Consider the following 18,830-nt stretch of genomic DNA (forward strand, 5'->3'; position numbering starts at 1 on the left):
GAATTGGAACGCGTTCTAGTGTCAGGTCGGAAACTCTACCACTTCGGTCCAATATTGGAACGAAAGAACGGGGCGAGATGTATTCACAGCCACTGGTCGACGCCATAGCCGAGGCTGAGCGCCTGGTCCGCGAGGCGCCGCACGTCGAATCCGAAGCCGACCTGCTCGAAGGCCTGCAGTACCTGGCAGGTGGGATCTCGGCCTGTACGCACATGGCGTTCGACTACGACCGCGACCACCCGTTCCTCTTGTCCGGCACCGGTCCGTTCAACAAGATGGGCCTCGACAATCCCGACACGCTGTATTTCGGCACCCGCGTGCAGGCCGGGCACGAGTACGTCGTGACCGGAACCCGGGGCACCACCACAGATCTGAGTTTCCAGATGCTCGGCGGTGAATACACCGACTCCAACGTGCCGGACAGCGAAACCGCGTTCGACGACCGGGCCCTCGACATCGCCGAGGACGGCACCTTCGAATGGCGCGTCACGCCGAAAAGCCCCGCGCAGTTGGTGATCCGCGAGGTCTACAACGACTGGTCGGCCCGGCGCGGCACGCTGGCGATCGCGCGTACCGACTCGGCCGGAACCGCGCCGCCACCACTGACCCGTGAACTCATCGAGAAGCGGTACGCCACTGCGGGCAAGCAGCTCGTGCAACGGATCAAGACGTGGCTGCAGTTCCCGCAGTGGTTCTACCTGAACATCCCGGTCAACACCATGGTGGCGCCGCGGCTCACGCCGGGCGGGCTGGCCACCCAGTATTCGTCGGCCGGGCACTATGACCTGGCTGACGACCAGGCGATGGTCATCACGCTGCCGGTCACCGACGCGCCGTACCTCGGATTCCAGCTGGGCAGCCTCTGGTACATCTCGCTCGACTACATCAACCATCAGACGTCGCTCAACGGTACTCAGGCACAAGCGGATCCGGACGGCAAGATCCGCATCGTGGTGTCCGAGGAAAATCCGGGGATCACCAACTGGGTGGAGACCCTGGGGCACCGCAAGGGCTTCCTGCAGTTCCGGTGGCAGCGGGTGTCGCGCGAGTTGACCGAGGCCGACGGTCCCACGGTGGAAGTGGTCGACGTGGCCGATGTGGCGAAGGCGCTGCCGTTCTACGACCACAACAAGATCTCAGAGCAAGACTGGCGGGCCCGTATTGCGCTGCGTCAGAACCAAATCGCGAACAGGATGCTGGGGTAGACATGTCGGGACTGCTTGAAAACAAAGTCGTCGTCATCAGCGGTGTCGGGCCCGCGCTGGGCACCACCCTGGCCCGGCGGTGTGCCGAGGCCGGCGCCGATCTGGTGCTCGCCGCGCGCACCGTCGAGCGCCTCGACGACGTGGCCAAAGAAGTGGCGAACCTCGGCCGGCGCGCGTTGTCGGTCGGCACCGACATCACCGACGACGAGCAGGTCGACAACCTCGTCTCGGCAGCGACGGCGGAGTACGGCAAGGTCGACGTGTTGATCAACAACGCATTCCGGGTGCCGTCGATGAAACCGTTCGCCAACACCACCTTTGAACACATGCGCGAAGCCATCGAACTCACGGTCTTCGGTGCGCTGCGACTCGTGCAGGCGTTCACGCCGGCCCTGGCCGAGTCGAAAGGCGCTGTGGTCAACGTCAACTCGATGGTGGTGCGGCACTCGCAGGCCAAGTACGGCGCCTACAAGCTGGCCAAGTCGGCACTGCTGGCCATGTCCCAGACCCTGGCGACCGAGCTCGGCGAGCAGGGTATCCGGGTGAATTCGGTGCTGCCCGGCTACATCTGGGGCGGCACGCTGGAGAGCTACTTCACCCACCAGGCCGGCAAGTACGGCACCACCGTGGACGAGATCTACAAAGCCACCGCGGCCGCGTCGGATCTCAAGCGGCTGCCCACCGAGGACGAGGTCGCGTCGGCCATCCTGTTCATGGCCAGCGACATGGCGAGCGGGATCACGGGGCAGGCCCTCGACGTCAACTGCGGGGAGTACAAGGCATGAGCGGGCAGCGAGTAGCGGAGGCGGATCGCGTATGAGCGGCGTTCGTACCAACGTCGGCACGGTCGAGGATCTGCACGCGTCGGCGACCAAGGCCACGGGTCTCGACGATTTCGGTACCGACGACGACAACTATCGCGAGGCGCTCGCGGTGCTACTGGAGTCGTATCAGCGCGACGCCGACCTCACCGAGCTGGGCAGCAAGATGTCGCGGTTCTTCTTGCGCAACGCACTGGTGGCCCGGCTGCTGAGCGAATCGTCGTGGAAGCAGTACCCGCAACATGCCGACGTGGCCATCGAGCGGCCGATCTTCGTCACGGGTCTGCCGCGTACCGGCACCACGGTGCTGCACCGGTTGCTGACGGCCGACCCGGCCCATCAAGGCTTGGAGATGTGGCTCGCCGAGTTTCCACAGCCGCGCCCGCCGCGCGAGACCTGGCCGGACAACCCCGTGTATCAGCAGCTCGCAGCCCGCTTCGACCAGCATCATGAGGAGAACCCGGACTACACCGGTCTGCACTTCATGACTGCCGACGAGGTGGAGGAGTGCTGGCAGCTGCTGCGTCAGTCCCTGCATTCGGTGTCGTACGAGACGCTCGCGCACCTGCCGACGTACGCGAACTGGCTTGCGCAGCAGGACTGGACGCGGTCCTATCAGCGGCACCGCCGCAACCTTCAGCTGATCGGTCTCAATGACCCCGAAAAGCGTTGGGTGCTCAAGAATCCCAGCCATCTGTTCGCCCTGGACGCGGTGTTCGCCACCTACCCGGACGCCCTCGTGATCCAGTGCCACCGGCCGGCGGAGACCATCATGGCGTCGATGTGTTCGTTGGCCCAGCACACCACGGAGGGCTGGTCGAACAGCTTCGTCGGCGCACAGATCGGCGCGGACGCGCTCGAAACCTGGTCGCGTGGGCTGGAGTTGTTCAGTGCGGAACGGCGCAAACACAATCCGGCGCAGTTCTACGACGTCGACTACTTCGAGTTCATCGCCGATCCCGTGGCCACGGTCGAGAACGTGTACCGGCACTTCGGGTTGCCGTACACCGACGCGGCGCGTGCGGCCGTCAAAGCGGTGGACGAGGCGAGCAAGCGGGGTCCGCGTGCACCGAAACACACGTATTCCCTTGCTGATTACGGGTTGACCGCGGAGTCGGTCAAGGAGCGGTTCAAGGGGCTTTAGAGTCTCCCCGCGAGAGTCTCCCCGCGAGCAGACGCGCAGGTACCCGGAAATCGCGAAAACGGGGTACCGACGCGTCTGCTCGCGAGAGAAAATTCAGCCGTCGCCGGGGGAGGGGGCCGAGGAGAATTCTTCGAGGCACCCTTCCGCGACGGCATGCTTGATGCTGTCGGCCAGCCGTGGACAGGATCGGGCCCGGGCCGGATCCCCGCCCGACTCCCGGATCTCGGCGAACACCGCACAGCGTTGCGTCGCTTGGGAATTCCACTGCACCGAGGTGTGCTCCGGGCCCAGCTTCTTGACCTTCACCGCGACGTGGCAGAACCGGCAGTCGACCTCCGCGAGGCCGGACGTGAGATAGCGCTCACGGTCCCGTTCGGTGGCAGCCCGCACCGCCGCGGCCCGTTCAGGGTCGGACGCGAAATCCGGTGCCTTTGACCACGTCCCAGCCCATGAACCGGAACTACTGCCGCCGGCGCCATGACGATCGTCGTCGTCATCATGCACGCCGTGCAGCAGCAGCATCGACCGGGCAAGTCGGTCGACATCTGGCGGTTCGTGGCGCGGCGTCATGGCGACTGCCAGCCTAGGCGTTCTCGGCGGCCTTGGCCGCTTCCTGCTGTTTCAAGTTCTCTTCCACCTCGATGTGCCACTTCTCGTTGGCCGCGGTGGTGTCGATCTCCATTTCGAAACGGTCGGTCATGTCGGGCGTGATGTCGGCGACGTCGACATAGAACTGCTGATACCAGCGGCGCATCTGGTAGACCGCGCCGTCCTCCTCGACCAGCAACGGGTTGTCGATGCGGGTCTTATGCTTCCAGATCTCGACGTCCTGCATGAAGCCCTTGCTCACGCCTTCGGTCATCGCCGCGGCAAGTTTCTCGGTGGTGGCATCGTCCATGCCCTTGGGCTTTTCGACGATGACGCCCCACTGCAGCACGAAGGAATCCTGGGTCACCGGGTAGTGGCAGTTGATCAGGATCGACTCGGCCTTGTACCCGCCGTAGTTGTTGTGCAGCCAGTTGATCATGAACGACGGGCCGAAGTACGACGCTTCCGAATCCAGGTGTGCCTCACCGTAAGCCGTACCCATGCCGCCGATGTCCGGGCGGCCCACGTTGTGCAGGTACTGCGACGCGATGTGGCCCTCGAACACGTTCTTGAAGTAGGTCGGCAGGCCGTAGTGGATGTAGAAGAAGTGCGCCATGTCGGTGACGTTGTCGATGATCTCGCGGCAGTTGCTGCCCTCGATCAACAAGGTGTTCCACCGCCAGTCGGTCCAGTCGTCGCTGGCGAACTCCGGGATCTCGGGGATGCGGACCTCGGGCTGTGGTGGGTTGCCCTCGTGGTCGTGCCACACGAACAGCAGACCGCCGCGCACATCGGTGTGCCAGGCCCGGGTACGGGCCAACCTCGGCGTGCGCTTGGCGTAGGGCACCAGCTTGCACTTGCCGTCGCCGCCCCAGCGCCAGTCGTGGAACGGGCATGCCACGGTGTCACCCTTGATGGTGCCCTGCGACAGGTCGCCGCCCATGTGACGGCAGTAGCCGTCCAGGATCTTCAGCTCGCCCTGCGAATCGGCAAAAATCACCAGCTTGGTGCCGAACGCCTCGACCGAGTGCGGTTTGCCGTCCAGGAAATCCTTTACCGGGCCCAAGCAATGCCAGCCCCGGGCATACCGATCGGGCAGCGCACCGGTGTCGATTTCGCGAATGCCGGCTGTGTCCGTAGCCATGACGCCTCCAGTCCTTGCTCTCTAACTAGAACACGTTACAGTTTTTGGCACCGCTCTGGCAATAATCGCGGCATGACCTGCGACATACCCGTCGTGGTCGTCATTCCGGCTGGGTGAACCCGATTCGCAGGGCAATCTCCTGCATTCTCCCGACGGCCGTCACCACCTGTGGCGAGGTCACGTCCCCCGGCGCACTGTCGAACTCGAGCCGCACGAGCGCGCGGCCCTCGGTGAACATCAGCAGCGTCACGGCTTTCGCGCCGTCGGGCGATGTGCCGGAGATCACAGTCCCGTCGGTGCCCACCGGAAACGGTTGCGGCGTGCCGCCGGTCACGATGGTGCTCACGGCGCCCGCCGCCTGACGCAGCGTCGCGGTCGCGGTCGCCGCGTCCGGGTAGATCACGACGGTGTCGGCGATGGCCCTGGTGTCGTCCTGGTTGACGAAAAGGGCACTTGCGCCGGGGATCCCGTTGGGATCGGTTTTCGACGACTGCGCGGTGTAGGTGTCCGGCGGGATGCTGACATCGCTCGCCCGCAGCAGAAGCCGGTTGTAGTCGGCCTTTTGGGGAGCTGCCGACGCCGACGTCGACGGTGCGGGAGCGGTCGACGACGACGTCGTGGTCGGCGTCATGCCCCAGCGGGCCGTCGGGGCCACGTCCGATGAACTGCAGGCGGTGGCGGCGGTCGCAATGACCGTCGCCATACCGAACGTGAACAGGAACTTGCGAGGTGTGGGCGGCGGAAACGACATAGTTACTGTTCACGGTACGCGTCGCGGCATGGCGGCCGCCCTGCCTGCGGTATATCTGAACGATGCCGTTGTACTCGTTCGAAGGGCGCGCTCCGCGCATCGACGCGGAAGCGTTCGTGGCCCCCACCGCGACGTTGATCGGTGACGTCACGGTCGAGGCCGGCGCCTCGGTGTGGTTCAACACGGTCGTGCGCGCCGACTACGCGCCGATCGTGATCCGAGAGGGCGCCAACGTGCAGGACGGCTCGGTGCTTCATGCGCCGCCCGGCATCCCCGTCGACATCGGGCCGGGCGCGACGGTCGCCCACATGTGCGTGATCCACGGCGCGCACGTCGGCGCGGAGGCCTTGATCGCGAACCACGCGACCGTGCTCGACGGTGCGGTGATCGGCCGCCGCAGCTTGATCGCCGCGAACTCGCTGGTGGTGGGCGGCACCAAGATCCCTGACGAGGTGCTGGTGGTGGGGTCGCCTGCGAAGGTTCGGGGCCCGATCGCCGGGACCGGGGCCGAACTGTGGGTCAACTCCAACCCGCTGGCCTACCAGGATCTGGCCCGCCGCTACCTGACCGGCCTGGAAGAGATCTAGCCGCTACGCGGGCGTCGACGTCGCCCGCCCGGCCTCCCAGTACGCCCGCAACGCCACCAACTGACCCGCGTCGTCGGCCCGGTAGGTGAACACTCCCTCGGTGGTGATCCGGTGGCCGCCCATGGTGGTGACGATGCTGCCGACGTTGGCTTCCTCGTCGCCGCACTGGAACGTGTCGACGAAGTTGAATTCCAGCTTCTCGGTGGGGGCGATCGCCTTGTCCCAGAACGCCGCGATGGCTTCCTTGCCGCGATGGCCCTTGCCTTCCGGATCGAGGAACGACGGCCCGATCGGATCCTGCACGATCGCGTCGTCGGCGAACACCGCCAGCCAGGCATCCTTGTCTCGCGCGGCCACCGCGGCGCGCGACCGCTTGCCTGCCAGGTGGGCGGGGTGTTGCGGATCGGTGATCGCCATGTCAGTCCTGCCAGCCGGAGTGGATGTACGTGTCGGCGAAGCGCTTGAGCGAGTCCTGCTTCTTCCCCAGCGGGGCGTCGAAGCCCAGGCCCTCGAGCAGCCACGGGATGACGATGTTGTCGGTGATGCCGGCGTCGGCGAGTTCACGGTGCCCTGCGAGATCGAACTTGTCGATACAGACCGCCTGGAACTCGAAAGGCTCGTCGGCGCGGCCGTATTCGGCCCGCAGCTTGTTGATCGCCTGAACCGTGTCGGCCAGTTGTGCACAGGTCATCATGGCGCTGGTCCAGCCGTCACCGACCCGGGCCGCGCGCTTGAGCGCGACCGGGGTGTGCCCACCGACGTAGAACGGCACGGGCTGCGACGGCGCAGGGCTCATCTGCAGACGGTCGAAATCGTAGAACTCGCCGTGGAACTCGACCATGCCGCCGCCGAGCACCAGCTTGAGCACCTCGATCATCTCATCGACGCGCGCGCCACGCTTGGCGAACGGAACCCCGCACCACTCGAATTCCTCCGGCGCCCAGCCGATCCCGACGCCGAACCCGAACCGGTTGTTCGTCAGGTTGGCCACCGAACCGACCTGCCGGGCCAGCAGCAGCGGGTTCCGCGAGCCGAGCTTCATGACGTTGGTGTAGAACCGCAGCGTCGAGGTCACCGCGCCCATCGAGGCCGCCGCGATCAGCGGATCCACCCACGGGGTCTCGGCATTCCACATGCGTGACCCGTCCGGCGTGTACGGATAATCCGCGGCCTGCTTCTCCATGTAGAACAGGGAATCCGGCAGCGCGATCGCGTCGAACCCGACTTCCTCTGCGGTGCGGGCCAATCCGGTCAGGTGTTCGAGCGGGCCCATGGCCACGCTGAGGGTGTACTTCATGCGAGTCATGACTTGTCCACCGGCTTGTCGCTACCGACGACCCACATCGAGTAGTACTGCGAGCCACCGCCGTAGGCGTGGCCGAGCGCCTTGCGGGCGCCCTCGACCTGGTGGTCGCCTGCCTTGCCCATCACCTGGATCGCCGATTCGGCGAACCGGATCATGCCCGACGCGCCGATCGGATTCGAGCTCAGCACGCCGCCCGACGCGTTGAACGGGATCGTGCCGCCGATCGCCGTCTCACCGGCCTCGGTGAGCTTCCAGCCCTCGCCTTCGGCGGCAAAACCGAGATTCTCCAACCACATCGGCTCGAACCACGAGAACGGCACGTACACCTCGGCGACATCGATCTCGTCGATCGGGCTCGTGATGCCCGCGTCGCGCCACAGTGCGGCGGCTGCGTCCCGGCCGGCCTGTGGATTGACCTGGTCACGACCCGAATAGGCGAGCGGTTCGGTGCGCAGGGCGGTCGCGTGGATCCAGGCCACCGGGTGGCCCGCTGCGACACGGGCATCGGCGGTCTGCTCGTCACCGATCACCATCGCGGCCGCGCCGTCAGATGACGGGCAGGTCTCGTCGAATCGGATCGGATCCCACAGCATCTGGGACGACATCACCTTCTCCAGCGTGATGTCGGGCTGATGCAGGTGCGCCAACGGGTTCTTGGCACCGTTCAACCGGTCCTTGACCGCGACCATCGCGCCGATGTGGTCCGGGGCACCAGAACGACGGATATAGGCGCGCACGTGCGGCGCGAAGTATCCGCCCGCGCCTGCGCCGACGGGTTTGGTGAACGGCACCGGAATGCTCAACGCCCACATGGCGTTCGACTCGGACTGCTTCTCCCACGCCATGGTGAGCACACGTCGGTACTTGCCGGACTTCACCAGGCTGGACGCCACGACGGCGGTCGAGCCGCCCACCGACCCCGCGGTGTGCACGCGGATCAGCGGTTTGTTGGTCGCACCCGTCGCGTCGGCCATGAACAGCTCGGGCATCATGACGCCCTCGAAGAAGTCGGGTGCCTTGCCGACCACCACGGCGTCGATATCGGCCATGGTCGTGCCGGAGTCCGCGAGGGCCTTGTCTATGGCTTCGCGCACCAGACCGTTCATCGACACGTCCTGGCGCTTGGCCACGTACTTCGTCTGGCCGGTGCCGAGGACCGCTGCTTTGTTGGCCATTATTTGCCCTCCAAGACCGCGACCAGATTCTGTTGCAGCGCAGGGCCACTCGTGGCATGCGCCAGTACGCGCCCTGCGGAGCCGGTGAAGATGTGTTGTGCCGCGAAGCCGACGCGTTCGAGGCCTGCCGCGAACATCGGGTTGGCGGCGAGCGCACCACCGGACGGGTTGACCTTCGTGTTCTCTCCCAGCCCGATCGCCTCGGTGAGGATCAGCTGCTGGTGGGTGAACGGCGCGTAGATCTCGGCCACCTCGATCGAGCTCACGTCGCCGCCGGTGGCGACCTGCGCCGATGCGGCAGTCGACGGTGACGTCGTCAGATCGCGGGCACCCACCACCGGAGTCTCGATGCGATGTTCGAAACCGGTGATCCAGGCCGGATTTTCACGTAGTTCGCGGGCCCGGTCGTCGGCGGCGAGCACGATCGCCGCGGCCCCGTCGGTGATCGGCGCGATGTCGTGGCGGCGCAGCGGATCGGCGAAGAACGGGCGGTCCAGCAGGTCCGCGACGGTACCGGTGACGTCTTCCCTGTCGGTGCGCCCACCGGCGGCGTAGGAGTCCAGGGCTACCTGGGCCATCTGCTCGGCAGTCCACTTTCCGGCGTCCAGACCGAACCGGGCCTGCAGCCCGGCCATCGACACCGAGTCCGGCCACAGCGGCGCGACGGTGTAGGGATCGGTCTGCAGCGCCAGCACCCGGCGCAGCACACCGGCGCTGGACTTGCCGAAGCCGTACACCAGCGCGGTGTCGACCTCGCCGGTGAGGATCTTGATGTAGGCCTCGTACAGTGCCCACGCGGCGTCCATCTCGACGTGCGATTCGTTGATGGGCGGTACGGCGCCGATCGAATCGATCGCCGAGATGAACGAAAAGGCTCGGCCGGCAAGGTAATCCGAGGAGCCGGAGCACCAGAATCCGATATCGGTCTGCTGGAGGCCGAGTTCAGCGTACAACTGGGCGAAACACGGCATCAGCATCTCGACGCCGTTGGTGGTGCCGTCGGTGCGGCGCACATGCGGGGCATGCGCGAAACCGACCACGGCTACATCACGAAAAGTCATGTGCAGTTTCCCTTACAGGTGGTGCTTGTAGCTGTCGTAGTCGGCGTCGGGCTCACCCGTCGGCCGGAAATGGGAGATGTTGTCGATGCCGAGGCCCCACTCGTCGCGGGGCTTCCACACCGCCTCCACCCGCATGCCCATGCGAACCTCGTCGGCGGGAATCTCGGTGACCAGATGCAGGAACGGGATGTCGGCGCCGTCGAGCAGCACGTAGGCCGCCACGTACGGCGGCTTGATGCGCTGGCCCGCGAACGGGATGTTGATGATCGCGAACGTCGTCACGGTGCCCTTGTCCGGCAGCTCGACGAACTGGTCGAGTTCCTTGCCGGTCGCCGGGTCGGCCTCCTTGGGCGGGAAGTACACCTTGCCTGAATCGCCCGTACGGGCGCCCAGCAGCTTGCCCTCCTGCAAACCCCGCAGGAACGTGCTCTCGGGGAGCGACGCGGTGTGTTGGATCTCGATGGCCGTCGGGACCACGAGCATGGTGATGGGGTCGCGGGCGTCGGTCACGTCGGGCACCGGCTCGGGCGTCTCACCCGGCACGAAGTACGCGATGTCGGTGATGGCGCCGACCGGTTCATCGACCCAGTGCGCATGGACGCGGGCGCCCGTGCTGAGCGTGCCTTCTGCAGCGTCGACCGCATGCAGCAGCGGGGTGTCGGCGCCGTCGAGCTTGATCAGGGCCCACGCGAACGGCCGGTCCAGCGGCTGGCCCTCGAGGGGCTCTGACTGCCAGGTCCACGACACCACGGTTCCGACGCTGGAGACCGGCACCACCTCGGTCAGGGCCTCGTAGGTGACCGGGTCATACTCGGCGGGTGGCACATGCACACGTCCGTCCGACCCGCGTACGCCGACGATTCGGCGGTCACGAAGGGCGGTGAAGAACTGACCGAGCACCGGGCCTACTGAACGGGTGTAGTCAAACGACAGTTTCAGTGGCGCAGAAAGTGGCGGCTCGTGATGATCTATCGAGGCCGGGCGGCTTTGGCTGGCTGTCACACATCGAGTAGAACAGGTTCTAAGAATCGTGGCAAGAAGCGGTCGAGAGGACAGCTAATGAAGTTGGGACTCCAGCTCGGATATTGGGGCGCGCAGCCGCCCACCAACCATGCGGAACTGGTGGCCGCCGCCGAAGACGCCGGGTTCGACACCGTCTTCACCGCCGAGGCCTGGGGATCGGATGCGTTCACGCCGCTGGCCTGGTGGGGACGCGAGACCAGCCGCTTGCGGCTGGGCACGTCGGTGGTGCAACTGTCGGCGCGCACCCCCACCGCGTGCGCCATGGCATCCCTGACGTTGGACCACCTCTCGGGCGGCAGGCACATCCTCGGGCTCGGGGTGTCCGGCCCGCAGGTCGTCGAGGGCTGGTACGGGCAGCGCTTCCCCAAGCCGCTTGCCCGCACCCGTGAATACGTCGACATCATCCGCCAGGTCTGGGCGCGCGAGGCGCCGGTGACCAGCGCGGGCCCGCACTATCCGCTGCCGCTTTCGGGGGAGGGCACGACCGGGCTGGGCAAGCCGCTCAAGCCCATCACGCATCCGCTGCGCGCCGACATCCCGATCATGCTCGGCGCGGAAGGCCCCAAGAACGTCGCGCTGGCGGCCGAGATCTGTGACGGCTGGCTGCCGATCTTCTACACGCCGCGCATGGCCGACACTTACAACGCCTGGCTCGACGAGGGTTTCGCGCGCCCGGGCGCGCGCCGGTCGCGCGAGGATTTCGAGATCTGTGCGACGGCCAACATCGTGATCACCGACGACCGGCCCGCGGCGTTCGCGGCCATGAAGCCCTACCTCGCGCTCTACATGGGCGGGATGGGCTCGGAGGACACCAACTTCCATGCCGAGGTGTACCGCCGCATGGGTTACGGCGACGTGGTCGACGAGGTCACCGAGCTGTTCCGCAGCGACCGCAAGGACGAGGCTGCCAAGGTCATCCCGGACGAGGTGGTCGACGACGCCGCGATCGTCGGCGACAAGGATTACGTGCGCGAACAGATCAAGGTCTGGGAGGCCGCGGGCGTCACGACCATGGTGGTGAGTGGTCGTAGTGCGGAGCAGATCCGGGAGCTCGCGACGCTCGTGTAGGCGGGCCCCTTTCCCGCGCGAGCAGACGCGCGGGTACCCGAAAAGCGCGTGATACGGGTACGTCCGCGTCTGCTCGGCGGGAAAGAGTAGACACTTGTTGCAAAGTGTTTAGAACACGTTCTAGATTTGGGATGTGACCGACGCCACCTCCCATCACACGATCGCCGGCACGGTGGTCACCATGCCCGTGCAGATCCGCAAGGCGGATCAGCACATGGCGATGTTCTCCGTGGACGCCGACGCCGCCCAGCGGATGATCGACTACAGCGGCCTACAGGTCTGCCGGTACCGGCCCGGCCGTGCGGTGGTCGTCCTGATGCTCATGCGCTACGTCGACGGCGACCTCGGCGAGTATCTGGAGTACGGCACCAACGTCATGGTCAACCCGCCGGGGTCGACCGCTTCGGGTGTTCGGGCCCTGCGGTCCGCCGGCGCGTTCATCCACCACCTGCCGGTCGACCAGGCGTTCACGCTCGAGGCCGGCAGAAAAATCTGGGGCTACCCGAAAGTCATGGCGGACTTCACCGTTCGCGAAGGCCGCCAGTTCGGATTCGATGTCAGCATCGAGGGGCAGCTGGTGATCGGCATGGAATTCAAGCCTGCGGTCCCGGTCCCGTCGGCGTTCACGTCCACGCCGCAGGTGCATCCCACGTACTCGCATCTGGACGGCGTCACGCGTGAAACCGCCGGCGTGATGCGGCTTTCCGGCGTGCGCTACCGGCCTGGCGGCGTCCGGCTGTGGCTCGGCGACCACCCGTACGCAAAAGAACTCGCGGCGCTGGGCCTGCCGAAGCGCGCGCTCGTTTCGAGCTCGGTCGACAACGTGCAGATGACGTTCGGTGACGCCAAGGAGATCTCATGACCCAAGTCCTGTCCAGCACCAAGCCCGACGTCGATCTGGCCGACGGCCGGTTCTACGCCGACGGCAACGCGCGCGATGCGTACCGCTGGATGCGGGCCAACGAGCCGGTGTTCCGGGACCGCAACGGGCTGGCCGCCGCGGCCAGCCATCAGGCGGTGCTCGACGCCGAGCGCAACCCCGAACTGTTCTCCAGTGCGGGTGGCATCCGGCCCGACCAGCCGGGTATGCCGTACATGATCGACATGGACGATCCCGCACATCTGTTGCGGCGCAAGCTCGTCAACTCCGGCTTCACCCGCAAACGCGTCATGGACAAGGTGCCGTCCATCGAGAAGCTGTGTGACGCCCTCATCGACGCGGTGTGTGAGCGCGGAGAATGCGACTTCGTCCGGGACATCGCGGCGCCGCTGCCGATGGCGGTCATCGGCGACATGCTCGGTGTGCTGCCCGAAGAACGCGACATGCTGCTGCGGTGGTCCGACGATCTGGTGTGCGGGCTGAGCTCCCACGTCGACGAGACCGTGATCCAGAAGCTCATGGATACCTTCGCGGCCTACACGGCGTTCACCATGGAAGAGATCAAGCGGCGCCGCGCCGATCCGACTGACGACCTGTTCTCGATCCTGGTCAACGCCGAGGTCGAGGGCCAGCGCATGACCGATGACGAGATCGTCTTCGAGACGCTGCTGATCCTCATCGGCGGTGACGAGACCACCCGGCACACGCTGTCAGGTGGTGTGGAACAGCTTCTGCGGCACCGGGATCAGTGGGACAGTCTGGTCGCAGATACAGCGCTGTTGCCCGGTGCGATCGAGGAGATGCTGCGCTGGACCTCGCCCGTGAAGAACATGTGCCGCATCCTGACCGCCGACACGGAGTTCCACGGCGCGGAGCTCAAAGCCGGCGAGAAGATCATGCTGTTGTTCGAGTCGGCCAACTTCGACGAAGCCGTGTTCGGTGATCCGGAGAACTTCCGCATCGACCGGAACCCGAACAGTCACATGGCGTTCGGGTTCGGGACGCACTTCTGCCTGGGCAACCAGCTGGCCCGCCTCGAGCTCAAGCTGATGGTTTCCCGGCTGCTGGCGCGGCTCCCGGACCTGCGATTGGCCGACGGCGCCGAAGTGCCGCTGCGGCCCGCCAACTTCGTGAGCGGCCCCGAGTCGATGCCGGTGGTGTTCACCCCGACCGCGCCGGCCGGCGCTTAGTTCTCGACGAAAGTCACGTTGTCGCTGACCGGGCTTCGCGGTGTCTGCAGCGCGTTGCCCGGGAAGCAGGGATCCGGGTAGCCGACCGCGAGGCCGCACAGGATGCGCATGTCGGCAGGTATCGCGAGTTGCTCGTGCACAACCTCGGGGTAACCCGCGATCGACACCTGCGTGCAGGTGCTCAACCCGCGGGCGGTCAATGCCAGAACGAGGGTCTGCAGGAACATGCCCACGCTCATGCTGTCGACATGGTCGAGCTCGCGGTGCATGCATACGACGCCGGCCAGCGGTGCCCCGAAGAAATCCCAGTTCCGCAGGACCACAGCGCGTCTGGCCTCGGCGTCGTGACGAGCGATGCCGAGTGCGCCGAACATCGCGGCACCAACCTCGAATCGATGATGTTCGAACTGTGTGGGGAGCGGGGGTATCTGCGGTTCGGACCGCCGGGCTTCGGCGCCGAGGGCTTTCACGAGCCGGTCGCGAGCCGGACCCGTCGTGAACACCACGCGCCACGGCTGGATGTTGGAGTTCGACGGCGCCCGCATCGCGAGGTCGAGTGCCTCGTCGACCAGCTCGCGCGGAACCGGTCTGTCCGGCAGGAACTGGCGTGTCGAGCGTCGGGTGCGGATTGCCGCATCGAGGTCGTACATAGCCGACCACGCTATCGATCGGGGTGGGAAGTGCCCACTGCTTTTCCGTCGCTTTGAATTGCTGTGCCGCGGTTAAGTTTTCGCTGTGTGATCTTCCTCGATGGCAGGCCTGTTAGATAGCCTTTCTAAATTGGATGACGAGGAGGTGCACGATATGGCACGACGAATTTCTCTGCTGATCGCGGGGGCAGTGCTCAGCGGAGCGCTCATGGCAGCATCGGTCGGGCCGGCCGGTGCGGCAAACGCCGCGCCCGCAACGACTTCGGCGGGTGCGCAGTTGGGGCCGGTTCCGCTCTTCCCGCCACCGCCGCCCCCGCCACCGCCGTTCTGGGGGCCGCCGCCACCACCCCCACCGCCGTTCTGGGGGCCGCCGCCACCACCCCCACCGCCGTTCTGGGGGCCGCCGCCACCACCCCCGCCGCCGTTCTGGGGGCCACCCCCGCCGCCGCCGTTCTGGGGGCCGCCTCGGCGCTGGTGATCCGGGTCCGAACATGATTGAGGCCCTGCCCATTTCGGGCAGGGCCTCGATCGCCGGCTACTTCATCTGGAAGTTGGGCGCACGCTTCTCGGCGAACGCCCGCGGGCCTTCCTTGGCGTCGTCGGACAGGAACACCGGGATGCCGTTGGCGGTGTCGGGCTTGAACGCGTCGTTCTCGTGCATGCCTTCGGTCTCGCGGATGGTCTTGAGGATCGCCTGCACGGCGAGCGGACCGTTGTTGTTGATCACCTCGGCGATCTGCAGCGCCTTGTCCAGCGCCGTGCCGTCGGGCACCACGTAGCCGATCAACCCGTAGGACAACGCCTCGGCCGCCGTGATGTGGCGCCCGGTCAGCAGCAGGTCGCACGCGATGGTGTAGGGAATCTGCCGCACCAGGCGCACCGCTGAGCCGCCCATCGGGTACAGGCTCCACTTGGCCTCGGAGATGCCGAACTTCGCGCTCTCGCCGGCGACGCGGATGTCGGTGCCCTGAAGGATCTCGGTGCCGCCCGCGATTGCCGGGCCCTCGACCGCGGCGATCAGCGGCTTCTTGAGCCGGCGGCCCTTGAGCAGACCGTCGATGCGCGACGGGTCGTAGCTGCCGTCCTTGAACGATTCGCCAGGCGGCTTCTTGTTCGCGCCCTTGAGGTCCATGCCTGCGCAGAAGTAGCCGCCCGCTCCGGTGAGGATGCACGTGCGGATGTCCGGATCCTCATCGACGCGGTCCCATGCGGCCACCATTATCGAGAGCATCTCGGTCGAGAGCGCGTTGCGCGCCTCCGGCCGGTTCAGCGTCACGATCAGGGTGTGTCCGCGCTGCTCAACGAGGGCGTCGGGCCCCTTCTCGGTCTCACTCACGGATATCTGCCTCCACACTCTTCAACGTCAGACTTGTCACGAAATGTAACACGTTCTAGTTTAGGTTCCGTGGCTCTGAATATCGCCGATCTTGCCGAGCACGCCATCGATGCTGTGCCTGACCGTGTCGCCCTCATCTGCGGCGACGAACAGCTCACCTATGCGCAGTTGGAGGAGAAGGCCAACCGCCTCGCGCACTACCTGCTGGACCAGGGCGTCAAGAAAGACGACAAGGTCGGCCTGTATTGCCGCAACCGCAACGAGATCGTCATCGCGATGCTCGGCATCGTGAAGGCGGGCGCGATCCTGGTGAACGTCAACTTCCGCTATGTCGAGGGCGAACTGAAGTACCTGTTCGAAAACTCCGACATGGTCGCGCTGGTCCATGAACGCCGCTACGCCGACCGCGTCGCGAACGTGCTGCCGGAGACTCCCAACGTGAAGACCGTGCTCGTCGTGGAAGACGGGTCGGATGACGACTTCGAGCGCTACGGCGGCGTCGAGTTCTACTCGGCCATCGCCGACAGCTCACCCGAGCGCGACTTCGGCCCGCGCAGTGCCGACGACATCTACCTGCTCTACACCGGCGGCACCACGGGATTCCCCAAGGGCGTCATGTGGCGTCACGAGGACATCTACCGCGTGCTGTTCGGCGGCACCGACTTCGCGACCGGCGAGCCTGTCGCCGACGAATACGACCTGTCCAAGCAGGCCGTCGCGAACCCGCCCATGATCCGGCTGCCGATCCCGCCGATGATCCACGGCGCCACGCAGTCGGCGACCTGGATGTCGCTGTTCTCCGGCCAGACCGTCGTGCTGGCACCGGAGTTCAACGCCGACGAGGTCTGGCAGATGATCCATGACCACAAGGTCAACCTGTTGTTCTTCACCGGCGATGCGATGGCCCGGCCGTTGCTGGACTCGCTGCTCGCCGCGCAGGCCGCAGGCAAGGAGCACGACCTGTCGAGCCTGTTCCTGCTCGCGAGCACCGCGGCGCTGTTCTCCACGAGCCTCAAGGAGAAGTTCCTCGAGCTGCTGCCCAACCGCATCATCACCGACTCGATCGGCTCGTCGGAGACCGGCTTCGGCGGCACCAGCATCGTGGCCAAGGGGCAGTCGCACACCGGCGGCCCACGCGTGACGATCGACAAGAACACCAAGGTGCTCGACGAGGACGGCAACGAGGTCAAGCCCGGCTCGGGCGTACGGGGCATCATCGCCAAGTGCGGTCACATCCCGGTCGGCTACTTCAAGGACGAGAAGAAGACCGCGGAGACCTTCAAGACCATCAACGGGGTTCGGTACGCGATTCCTGGTGACTACGCCGAGGTCGAGGCCGACGGCAGCGTGACCATGCTGGGGCGCGGCTCGGTGTCGATCAACAGCGGCGGCGAGAAGATCTACCCCGAAGAGGTCGAGGCCGCGCTCAAGGGGCATCCCGACGTGTTCGACGCGTTGGTGGTCGGTGTGCCCGACGAGCGGTTCGGGCAGCATGTCGCCGCGGTCGTGCAGCCCCGCGAGGGCACGCGGCCGACGTTGGCCGAGCTCGACGCGTTCGTGCGCAGCGAGATCGCGGGCTACAAGGTGCCGCGCAGCCTGTGGCTGGTCGATGAGGTCAAGCGCTCGCCCGCGGGCAAGCCCGACTACCGCTGGGCCAAGGACCAGACCGAAGAGCGGGCCGCCGATGACGTGCACGCCAACCATGTGGGAGCCAAGTGATGAAAACCGAACTCTGCGAACGGTTCGGGATCGAATACCCGATCTTCGTGTTCACGCCGTCGGAGAAGGTGGCCGCCGCGGTCAGCAAGGCCGGCGGACTCGGTGTGCTCGGCTGCGTGCGGTTCAACGACGCCGACGACCTCGAAGAGGTGCTGCAGTGGATGGACGCCAACACCGGCGGTAAGCCCTACGGCGTCGACGTCGTGATGCCGGCCAAGGTTCCCACCGAGGGCACGGCCGTCGACATCAACAAGCTCATCCCGCAGAGCCACCGCGACTTCGTCGCGAAAACCCTTGCGGATCTCGGAGTTCCGCCGCTGCCGGAGGACGAGGAGCGCAACGAGGGCGTGTTGGGCTGGCTGCACTCGGTGGCCCGCAGCCATGTCGAGGTCGCGCTCAAGCACCCGATCAAGCTGATCGCCAACGCGTTGGGATCCCCACCCAACGACGTGATCGAGCAGGCGCACGCCGCGGGTGTTCCGGTGGCAGCGCTGGCCGGCAGCGCCAAGCACGCGCTGCGCCACGTCGAGAACGGCGTCGACATCGTCGTCGCCCAAGGGCACGAGGCCGGTGGGCACACCGGTGAGATCGGCTCGATGGTGTTGTGGCCGGAAATCGTTGACGCGCTTGACGGTAAGGCCCCGGTGCTGGCGGCCGGCGGCATCGGCACCGGTAAGCAGGTGGCGGCCGCACTGGCGCTCGGCGCCTCGGGCGTGTGGATGGGCTCGGCCTTCCTGACCTCGGCCGAATACGACCTGGGCCACCGGCTGCCGGGCGGAACCTCCACGATCCAGGAGGCGCTGCTGCGCGCAGGCACCGCGGACACCGTGCGCCGCAAGATCTACACGGGCAAGCCGGCCCGGCTGCTCAAGACCAAGTGGACCGACGCGTGGGACGCGCCGGACGCGCCAGAGCCGCTGCCGATGCCGCTGCAGAACATCCTGGTGAGCGAGGCCCACCAGCGCATGAACGAGTCCGACAACCCCGACACCGTGTCGATGCCGGTCGGTCAGATCGTGGGCCGCATGAACGAGATCCGGCCCGTCGCCGACATCATCGGTGAGCTGGTCTCCGGGTTCGAGGCCGCCACAAAGCGTTTGGACACCGTCCGCGACAGCTGATTCCTCCCGCGAGCAGACGCGCAGGTACCCAGGAAGGCGCTTTCCAAGGTACCCGCGCGTC

At 66.2% G+C, this 18,830-nt stretch carries 20 protein-coding genes; 10 read left to right on the plus strand and 10 right to left on the minus strand.

Features of this window, described 5'->3' with window-relative positions:
- The first annotated feature begins 77 nt into the window (after window positions 1–77).
- The 3 genes from G6N67_RS17215 to G6N67_RS17225 are packed head-to-tail and all read left to right on the plus strand — an operon-like array spanning window position 78 to window position 3,170.
- Window positions 78–1,205, plus strand: a complete 1,128-nt coding sequence (locus G6N67_RS17215) for a hypothetical protein (protein ID WP_036430070.1) — start codon at window positions 78–80, stop codon at window positions 1,203–1,205.
- 2 nt (window positions 1,206–1,207) lie between these two features.
- Complete coding sequence (locus tag G6N67_RS17220) at window positions 1,208–1,990, plus strand: SDR family oxidoreductase (RefSeq protein ID WP_036430068.1); 783 nt, start codon at window positions 1,208–1,210, stop codon at window positions 1,988–1,990.
- Window positions 1,991–2,021: 31 nt separating this feature from the next.
- Window positions 2,022–3,170: a sulfotransferase family protein gene (locus tag G6N67_RS17225; RefSeq protein ID WP_036430066.1), complete on the plus strand. Its 1,149-nt coding sequence runs from the start codon at window positions 2,022–2,024 to the stop codon at window positions 3,168–3,170.
- A 93-nt stretch (window positions 3,171–3,263) separates the two neighbouring features.
- On the opposite strand, the gene G6N67_RS17230 is transcribed toward G6N67_RS17225, so the two are convergent.
- From G6N67_RS17230 to G6N67_RS17240, 3 genes are all read right to left on the minus strand, one after another.
- The gene (locus G6N67_RS17230; protein WP_036430064.1) at window positions 3,264–3,740 is read right to left on the minus strand and encodes a hypothetical protein; all 477 of its coding nucleotides are present in this window, start codon (window positions 3,738–3,740) and stop codon (window positions 3,264–3,266) included.
- 13 nt (window positions 3,741–3,753) lie between these two features.
- Window positions 3,754–4,902 (minus strand): 3-ketosteroid-9-alpha-monooxygenase, oxygenase component, encoded by a 1,149-nt coding sequence (locus tag G6N67_RS17235; protein ID WP_036430061.1) that lies wholly within the window; start codon window positions 4,900–4,902, stop codon window positions 3,754–3,756.
- 100 nt (window positions 4,903–5,002) lie between these two features.
- Entirely contained in the window at window positions 5,003–5,653 is a 651-nt protein-coding gene (locus G6N67_RS17240) for a hypothetical protein (RefSeq protein WP_051578528.1), read from the minus strand.
- 62 nt (window positions 5,654–5,715) lie between these two features.
- Here G6N67_RS17240 and G6N67_RS17245 point away from each other — a divergent pair, with 62 nt between their 5' ends.
- On the plus strand, window positions 5,716–6,240 hold the full coding sequence (locus tag G6N67_RS17245) for a gamma carbonic anhydrase family protein (RefSeq protein WP_036430059.1): 525 nt from the start codon (window positions 5,716–5,718) through the stop codon (window positions 6,238–6,240).
- Between the two features lie 3 nt (window positions 6,241–6,243).
- Here the strand turns inward: G6N67_RS17245 and G6N67_RS17250 are convergent, their stop codons facing one another.
- The 5 genes from G6N67_RS17250 to G6N67_RS17270 are packed head-to-tail and all read right to left on the minus strand — an operon-like array spanning window position 6,244 to window position 10,784.
- Entirely contained in the window at window positions 6,244–6,657 is a 414-nt protein-coding gene (locus tag G6N67_RS17250; RefSeq protein WP_036430058.1) for a nuclear transport factor 2 family protein, read from the minus strand.
- A gap of 1 nt (window position 6,658) precedes the next feature.
- Window positions 6,659–7,537, minus strand: a complete 879-nt coding sequence (locus tag G6N67_RS17255) for a TIGR03619 family F420-dependent LLM class oxidoreductase (RefSeq protein ID WP_036430056.1) — start codon at window positions 7,535–7,537, stop codon at window positions 6,659–6,661.
- A 5-nt stretch (window positions 7,538–7,542) separates the two neighbouring features.
- Window positions 7,543–8,721, minus strand: coding sequence for a thiolase family protein (locus G6N67_RS17260; protein ID WP_036430054.1), 1,179 nt, complete (start codon window positions 8,719–8,721; stop codon window positions 7,543–7,545).
- Window positions 8,721–9,782 (minus strand): thiolase family protein, encoded by a 1,062-nt coding sequence (locus tag G6N67_RS17265; protein WP_036430053.1) that lies wholly within the window; start codon window positions 9,780–9,782, stop codon window positions 8,721–8,723. Before G6N67_RS17265 ends, G6N67_RS17260 begins: the two co-directional genes overlap by 1 nt.
- A gap of 12 nt (window positions 9,783–9,794) precedes the next feature.
- The gene (locus tag G6N67_RS17270; RefSeq protein WP_036430051.1) at window positions 9,795–10,784 is read right to left on the minus strand and encodes a Zn-ribbon domain-containing OB-fold protein; all 990 of its coding nucleotides are present in this window, start codon (window positions 10,782–10,784) and stop codon (window positions 9,795–9,797) included.
- Window positions 10,785–10,841: 57 nt separating this feature from the next.
- Between G6N67_RS17270 and G6N67_RS17275 the strand changes: the two genes are divergently transcribed.
- The 3 genes from G6N67_RS17275 (at window position 10,842) to G6N67_RS17285 (ending at window position 13,943) form a co-directional block, all read left to right on the plus strand.
- Window positions 10,842–11,873: an LLM class F420-dependent oxidoreductase gene (locus tag G6N67_RS17275; protein ID WP_036430049.1), complete on the plus strand. Its 1,032-nt coding sequence runs from the start codon at window positions 10,842–10,844 to the stop codon at window positions 11,871–11,873.
- 181 nt (window positions 11,874–12,054) lie between these two features.
- Window positions 12,055–12,735 carry an acetoacetate decarboxylase family protein gene (locus tag G6N67_RS17280; protein WP_051578884.1) on the plus strand — a complete coding sequence of 227 codons (681 nt, stop codon included), beginning with the start codon at window positions 12,055–12,057 and terminating at the stop codon, window positions 12,733–12,735.
- Window positions 12,732–13,943 carry a cytochrome P450 gene (locus G6N67_RS17285; protein WP_036430045.1) on the plus strand — a complete coding sequence of 404 codons (1,212 nt, stop codon included), beginning with the start codon at window positions 12,732–12,734 and terminating at the stop codon, window positions 13,941–13,943. The genes G6N67_RS17280 and G6N67_RS17285 overlap by 4 nt, the downstream gene beginning before the upstream one ends.
- Here the strand turns inward: G6N67_RS17285 and G6N67_RS17290 are convergent.
- Window positions 13,940–14,593 (minus strand): nitroreductase, encoded by a 654-nt coding sequence (locus tag G6N67_RS17290; RefSeq protein ID WP_036430043.1) that lies wholly within the window; start codon window positions 14,591–14,593, stop codon window positions 13,940–13,942. The genes G6N67_RS17285 and G6N67_RS17290 overlap by 4 nt on opposite strands.
- A 154-nt stretch (window positions 14,594–14,747) precedes the next feature.
- Here G6N67_RS17290 and G6N67_RS17295 point away from each other — a divergent pair, with 154 nt between their 5' ends.
- The gene (locus G6N67_RS17295) at window positions 14,748–15,071 is read left to right on the plus strand and encodes a hypothetical protein (protein ID WP_163642222.1); all 324 of its coding nucleotides are present in this window, start codon (window positions 14,748–14,750) and stop codon (window positions 15,069–15,071) included.
- A 57-nt stretch (window positions 15,072–15,128) separates the two neighbouring features.
- Here G6N67_RS17295 and G6N67_RS17300 read toward each other — a convergent pair whose 3' ends face one another.
- Complete coding sequence (locus G6N67_RS17300; protein WP_036430039.1) at window positions 15,129–15,929, minus strand: crotonase/enoyl-CoA hydratase family protein; 801 nt, start codon at window positions 15,927–15,929, stop codon at window positions 15,129–15,131.
- A gap of 69 nt (window positions 15,930–15,998) precedes the next feature.
- On the opposite strand from G6N67_RS17300, the gene G6N67_RS17305 reads away from it, so the two are divergent.
- Together G6N67_RS17305 and G6N67_RS17310 are read left to right on the plus strand one after the other, a co-directional pair.
- Entirely contained in the window at window positions 15,999–17,648 is a 1,650-nt protein-coding gene (locus tag G6N67_RS17305; RefSeq protein WP_036430037.1) for a medium/long-chain-fatty-acid--CoA/3-oxocholest-4-en-26-oate--CoA ligase, read from the plus strand.
- Complete coding sequence (locus G6N67_RS17310) at window positions 17,648–18,769, plus strand: NAD(P)H-dependent flavin oxidoreductase (protein ID WP_036430035.1); 1,122 nt, start codon at window positions 17,648–17,650, stop codon at window positions 18,767–18,769. The genes G6N67_RS17305 and G6N67_RS17310 overlap by 1 nt, the downstream gene beginning before the upstream one ends.
- Window positions 18,770–18,830: the final 61 nt, after the last annotated feature.

The organism is Mycolicibacterium mageritense (assembly GCF_010727475.1).
In the GTDB taxonomy this organism is placed as follows: domain Bacteria; phylum Actinomycetota; class Actinomycetes; order Mycobacteriales; family Mycobacteriaceae; genus Mycobacterium; species Mycobacterium mageritense.

Excerpts from the sequence above, each read along its gene's own strand:
- G6N67_RS17265 (WP_036430053.1), bottom strand. The coding sequence starts at position 9,782 with ATGACTTTTCGTGATGTAGCCGTGGTCGGTTTCGCGCATGCCCCGCAT.
- G6N67_RS17220 (WP_036430068.1), top strand. The coding sequence starts at position 1,208 with ATGTCGGGACTGCTTGAAAACAAAGTCGTCGTCATCAGCGGTGTCGGG.
- G6N67_RS17235 (WP_036430061.1), bottom strand. The coding sequence starts at position 4,902 with ATGGCTACGGACACAGCCGGCATTCGCGAAATCGACACCGGTGCGCTG.
- G6N67_RS17285 (WP_036430045.1), top strand. The coding sequence starts at position 12,732 with ATGACCCAAGTCCTGTCCAGCACCAAGCCCGACGTCGATCTGGCCGAC.
- G6N67_RS17215 (WP_036430070.1), top strand. The coding sequence starts at position 78 with ATGTATTCACAGCCACTGGTCGACGCCATAGCCGAGGCTGAGCGCCTG.
- G6N67_RS17240 (WP_051578528.1), bottom strand. The coding sequence starts at position 5,653 with ATGTCGTTTCCGCCGCCCACACCTCGCAAGTTCCTGTTCACGTTCGGT.
- G6N67_RS17225 (WP_036430066.1), top strand. The coding sequence starts at position 2,022 with ATGAGCGGCGTTCGTACCAACGTCGGCACGGTCGAGGATCTGCACGCG.
- G6N67_RS17260 (WP_036430054.1), bottom strand. The coding sequence starts at position 8,721 with ATGGCCAACAAAGCAGCGGTCCTCGGCACCGGCCAGACGAAGTACGTG.
- G6N67_RS17295 (WP_163642222.1), top strand. The coding sequence starts at position 14,748 with ATGGCACGACGAATTTCTCTGCTGATCGCGGGGGCAGTGCTCAGCGGA.
- G6N67_RS17245 (WP_036430059.1), top strand. The coding sequence starts at position 5,716 with ATGCCGTTGTACTCGTTCGAAGGGCGCGCTCCGCGCATCGACGCGGAA.
- G6N67_RS17310 (WP_036430035.1), top strand. The coding sequence starts at position 17,648 with ATGAAAACCGAACTCTGCGAACGGTTCGGGATCGAATACCCGATCTTC.
- G6N67_RS17290 (WP_036430043.1), bottom strand. The coding sequence starts at position 14,593 with ATGTACGACCTCGATGCGGCAATCCGCACCCGACGCTCGACACGCCAG.
- G6N67_RS17275 (WP_036430049.1), top strand. The coding sequence starts at position 10,842 with ATGAAGTTGGGACTCCAGCTCGGATATTGGGGCGCGCAGCCGCCCACC.
- G6N67_RS17255 (WP_036430056.1), bottom strand. The coding sequence starts at position 7,537 with ATGAAGTACACCCTCAGCGTGGCCATGGGCCCGCTCGAACACCTGACC.
- G6N67_RS17230 (WP_036430064.1), bottom strand. The coding sequence starts at position 3,740 with ATGACGCCGCGCCACGAACCGCCAGATGTCGACCGACTTGCCCGGTCG.
- G6N67_RS17280 (WP_051578884.1), top strand. The coding sequence starts at position 12,055 with ATGCCCGTGCAGATCCGCAAGGCGGATCAGCACATGGCGATGTTCTCC.
- G6N67_RS17250 (WP_036430058.1), bottom strand. The coding sequence starts at position 6,657 with ATGGCGATCACCGATCCGCAACACCCCGCCCACCTGGCAGGCAAGCGG.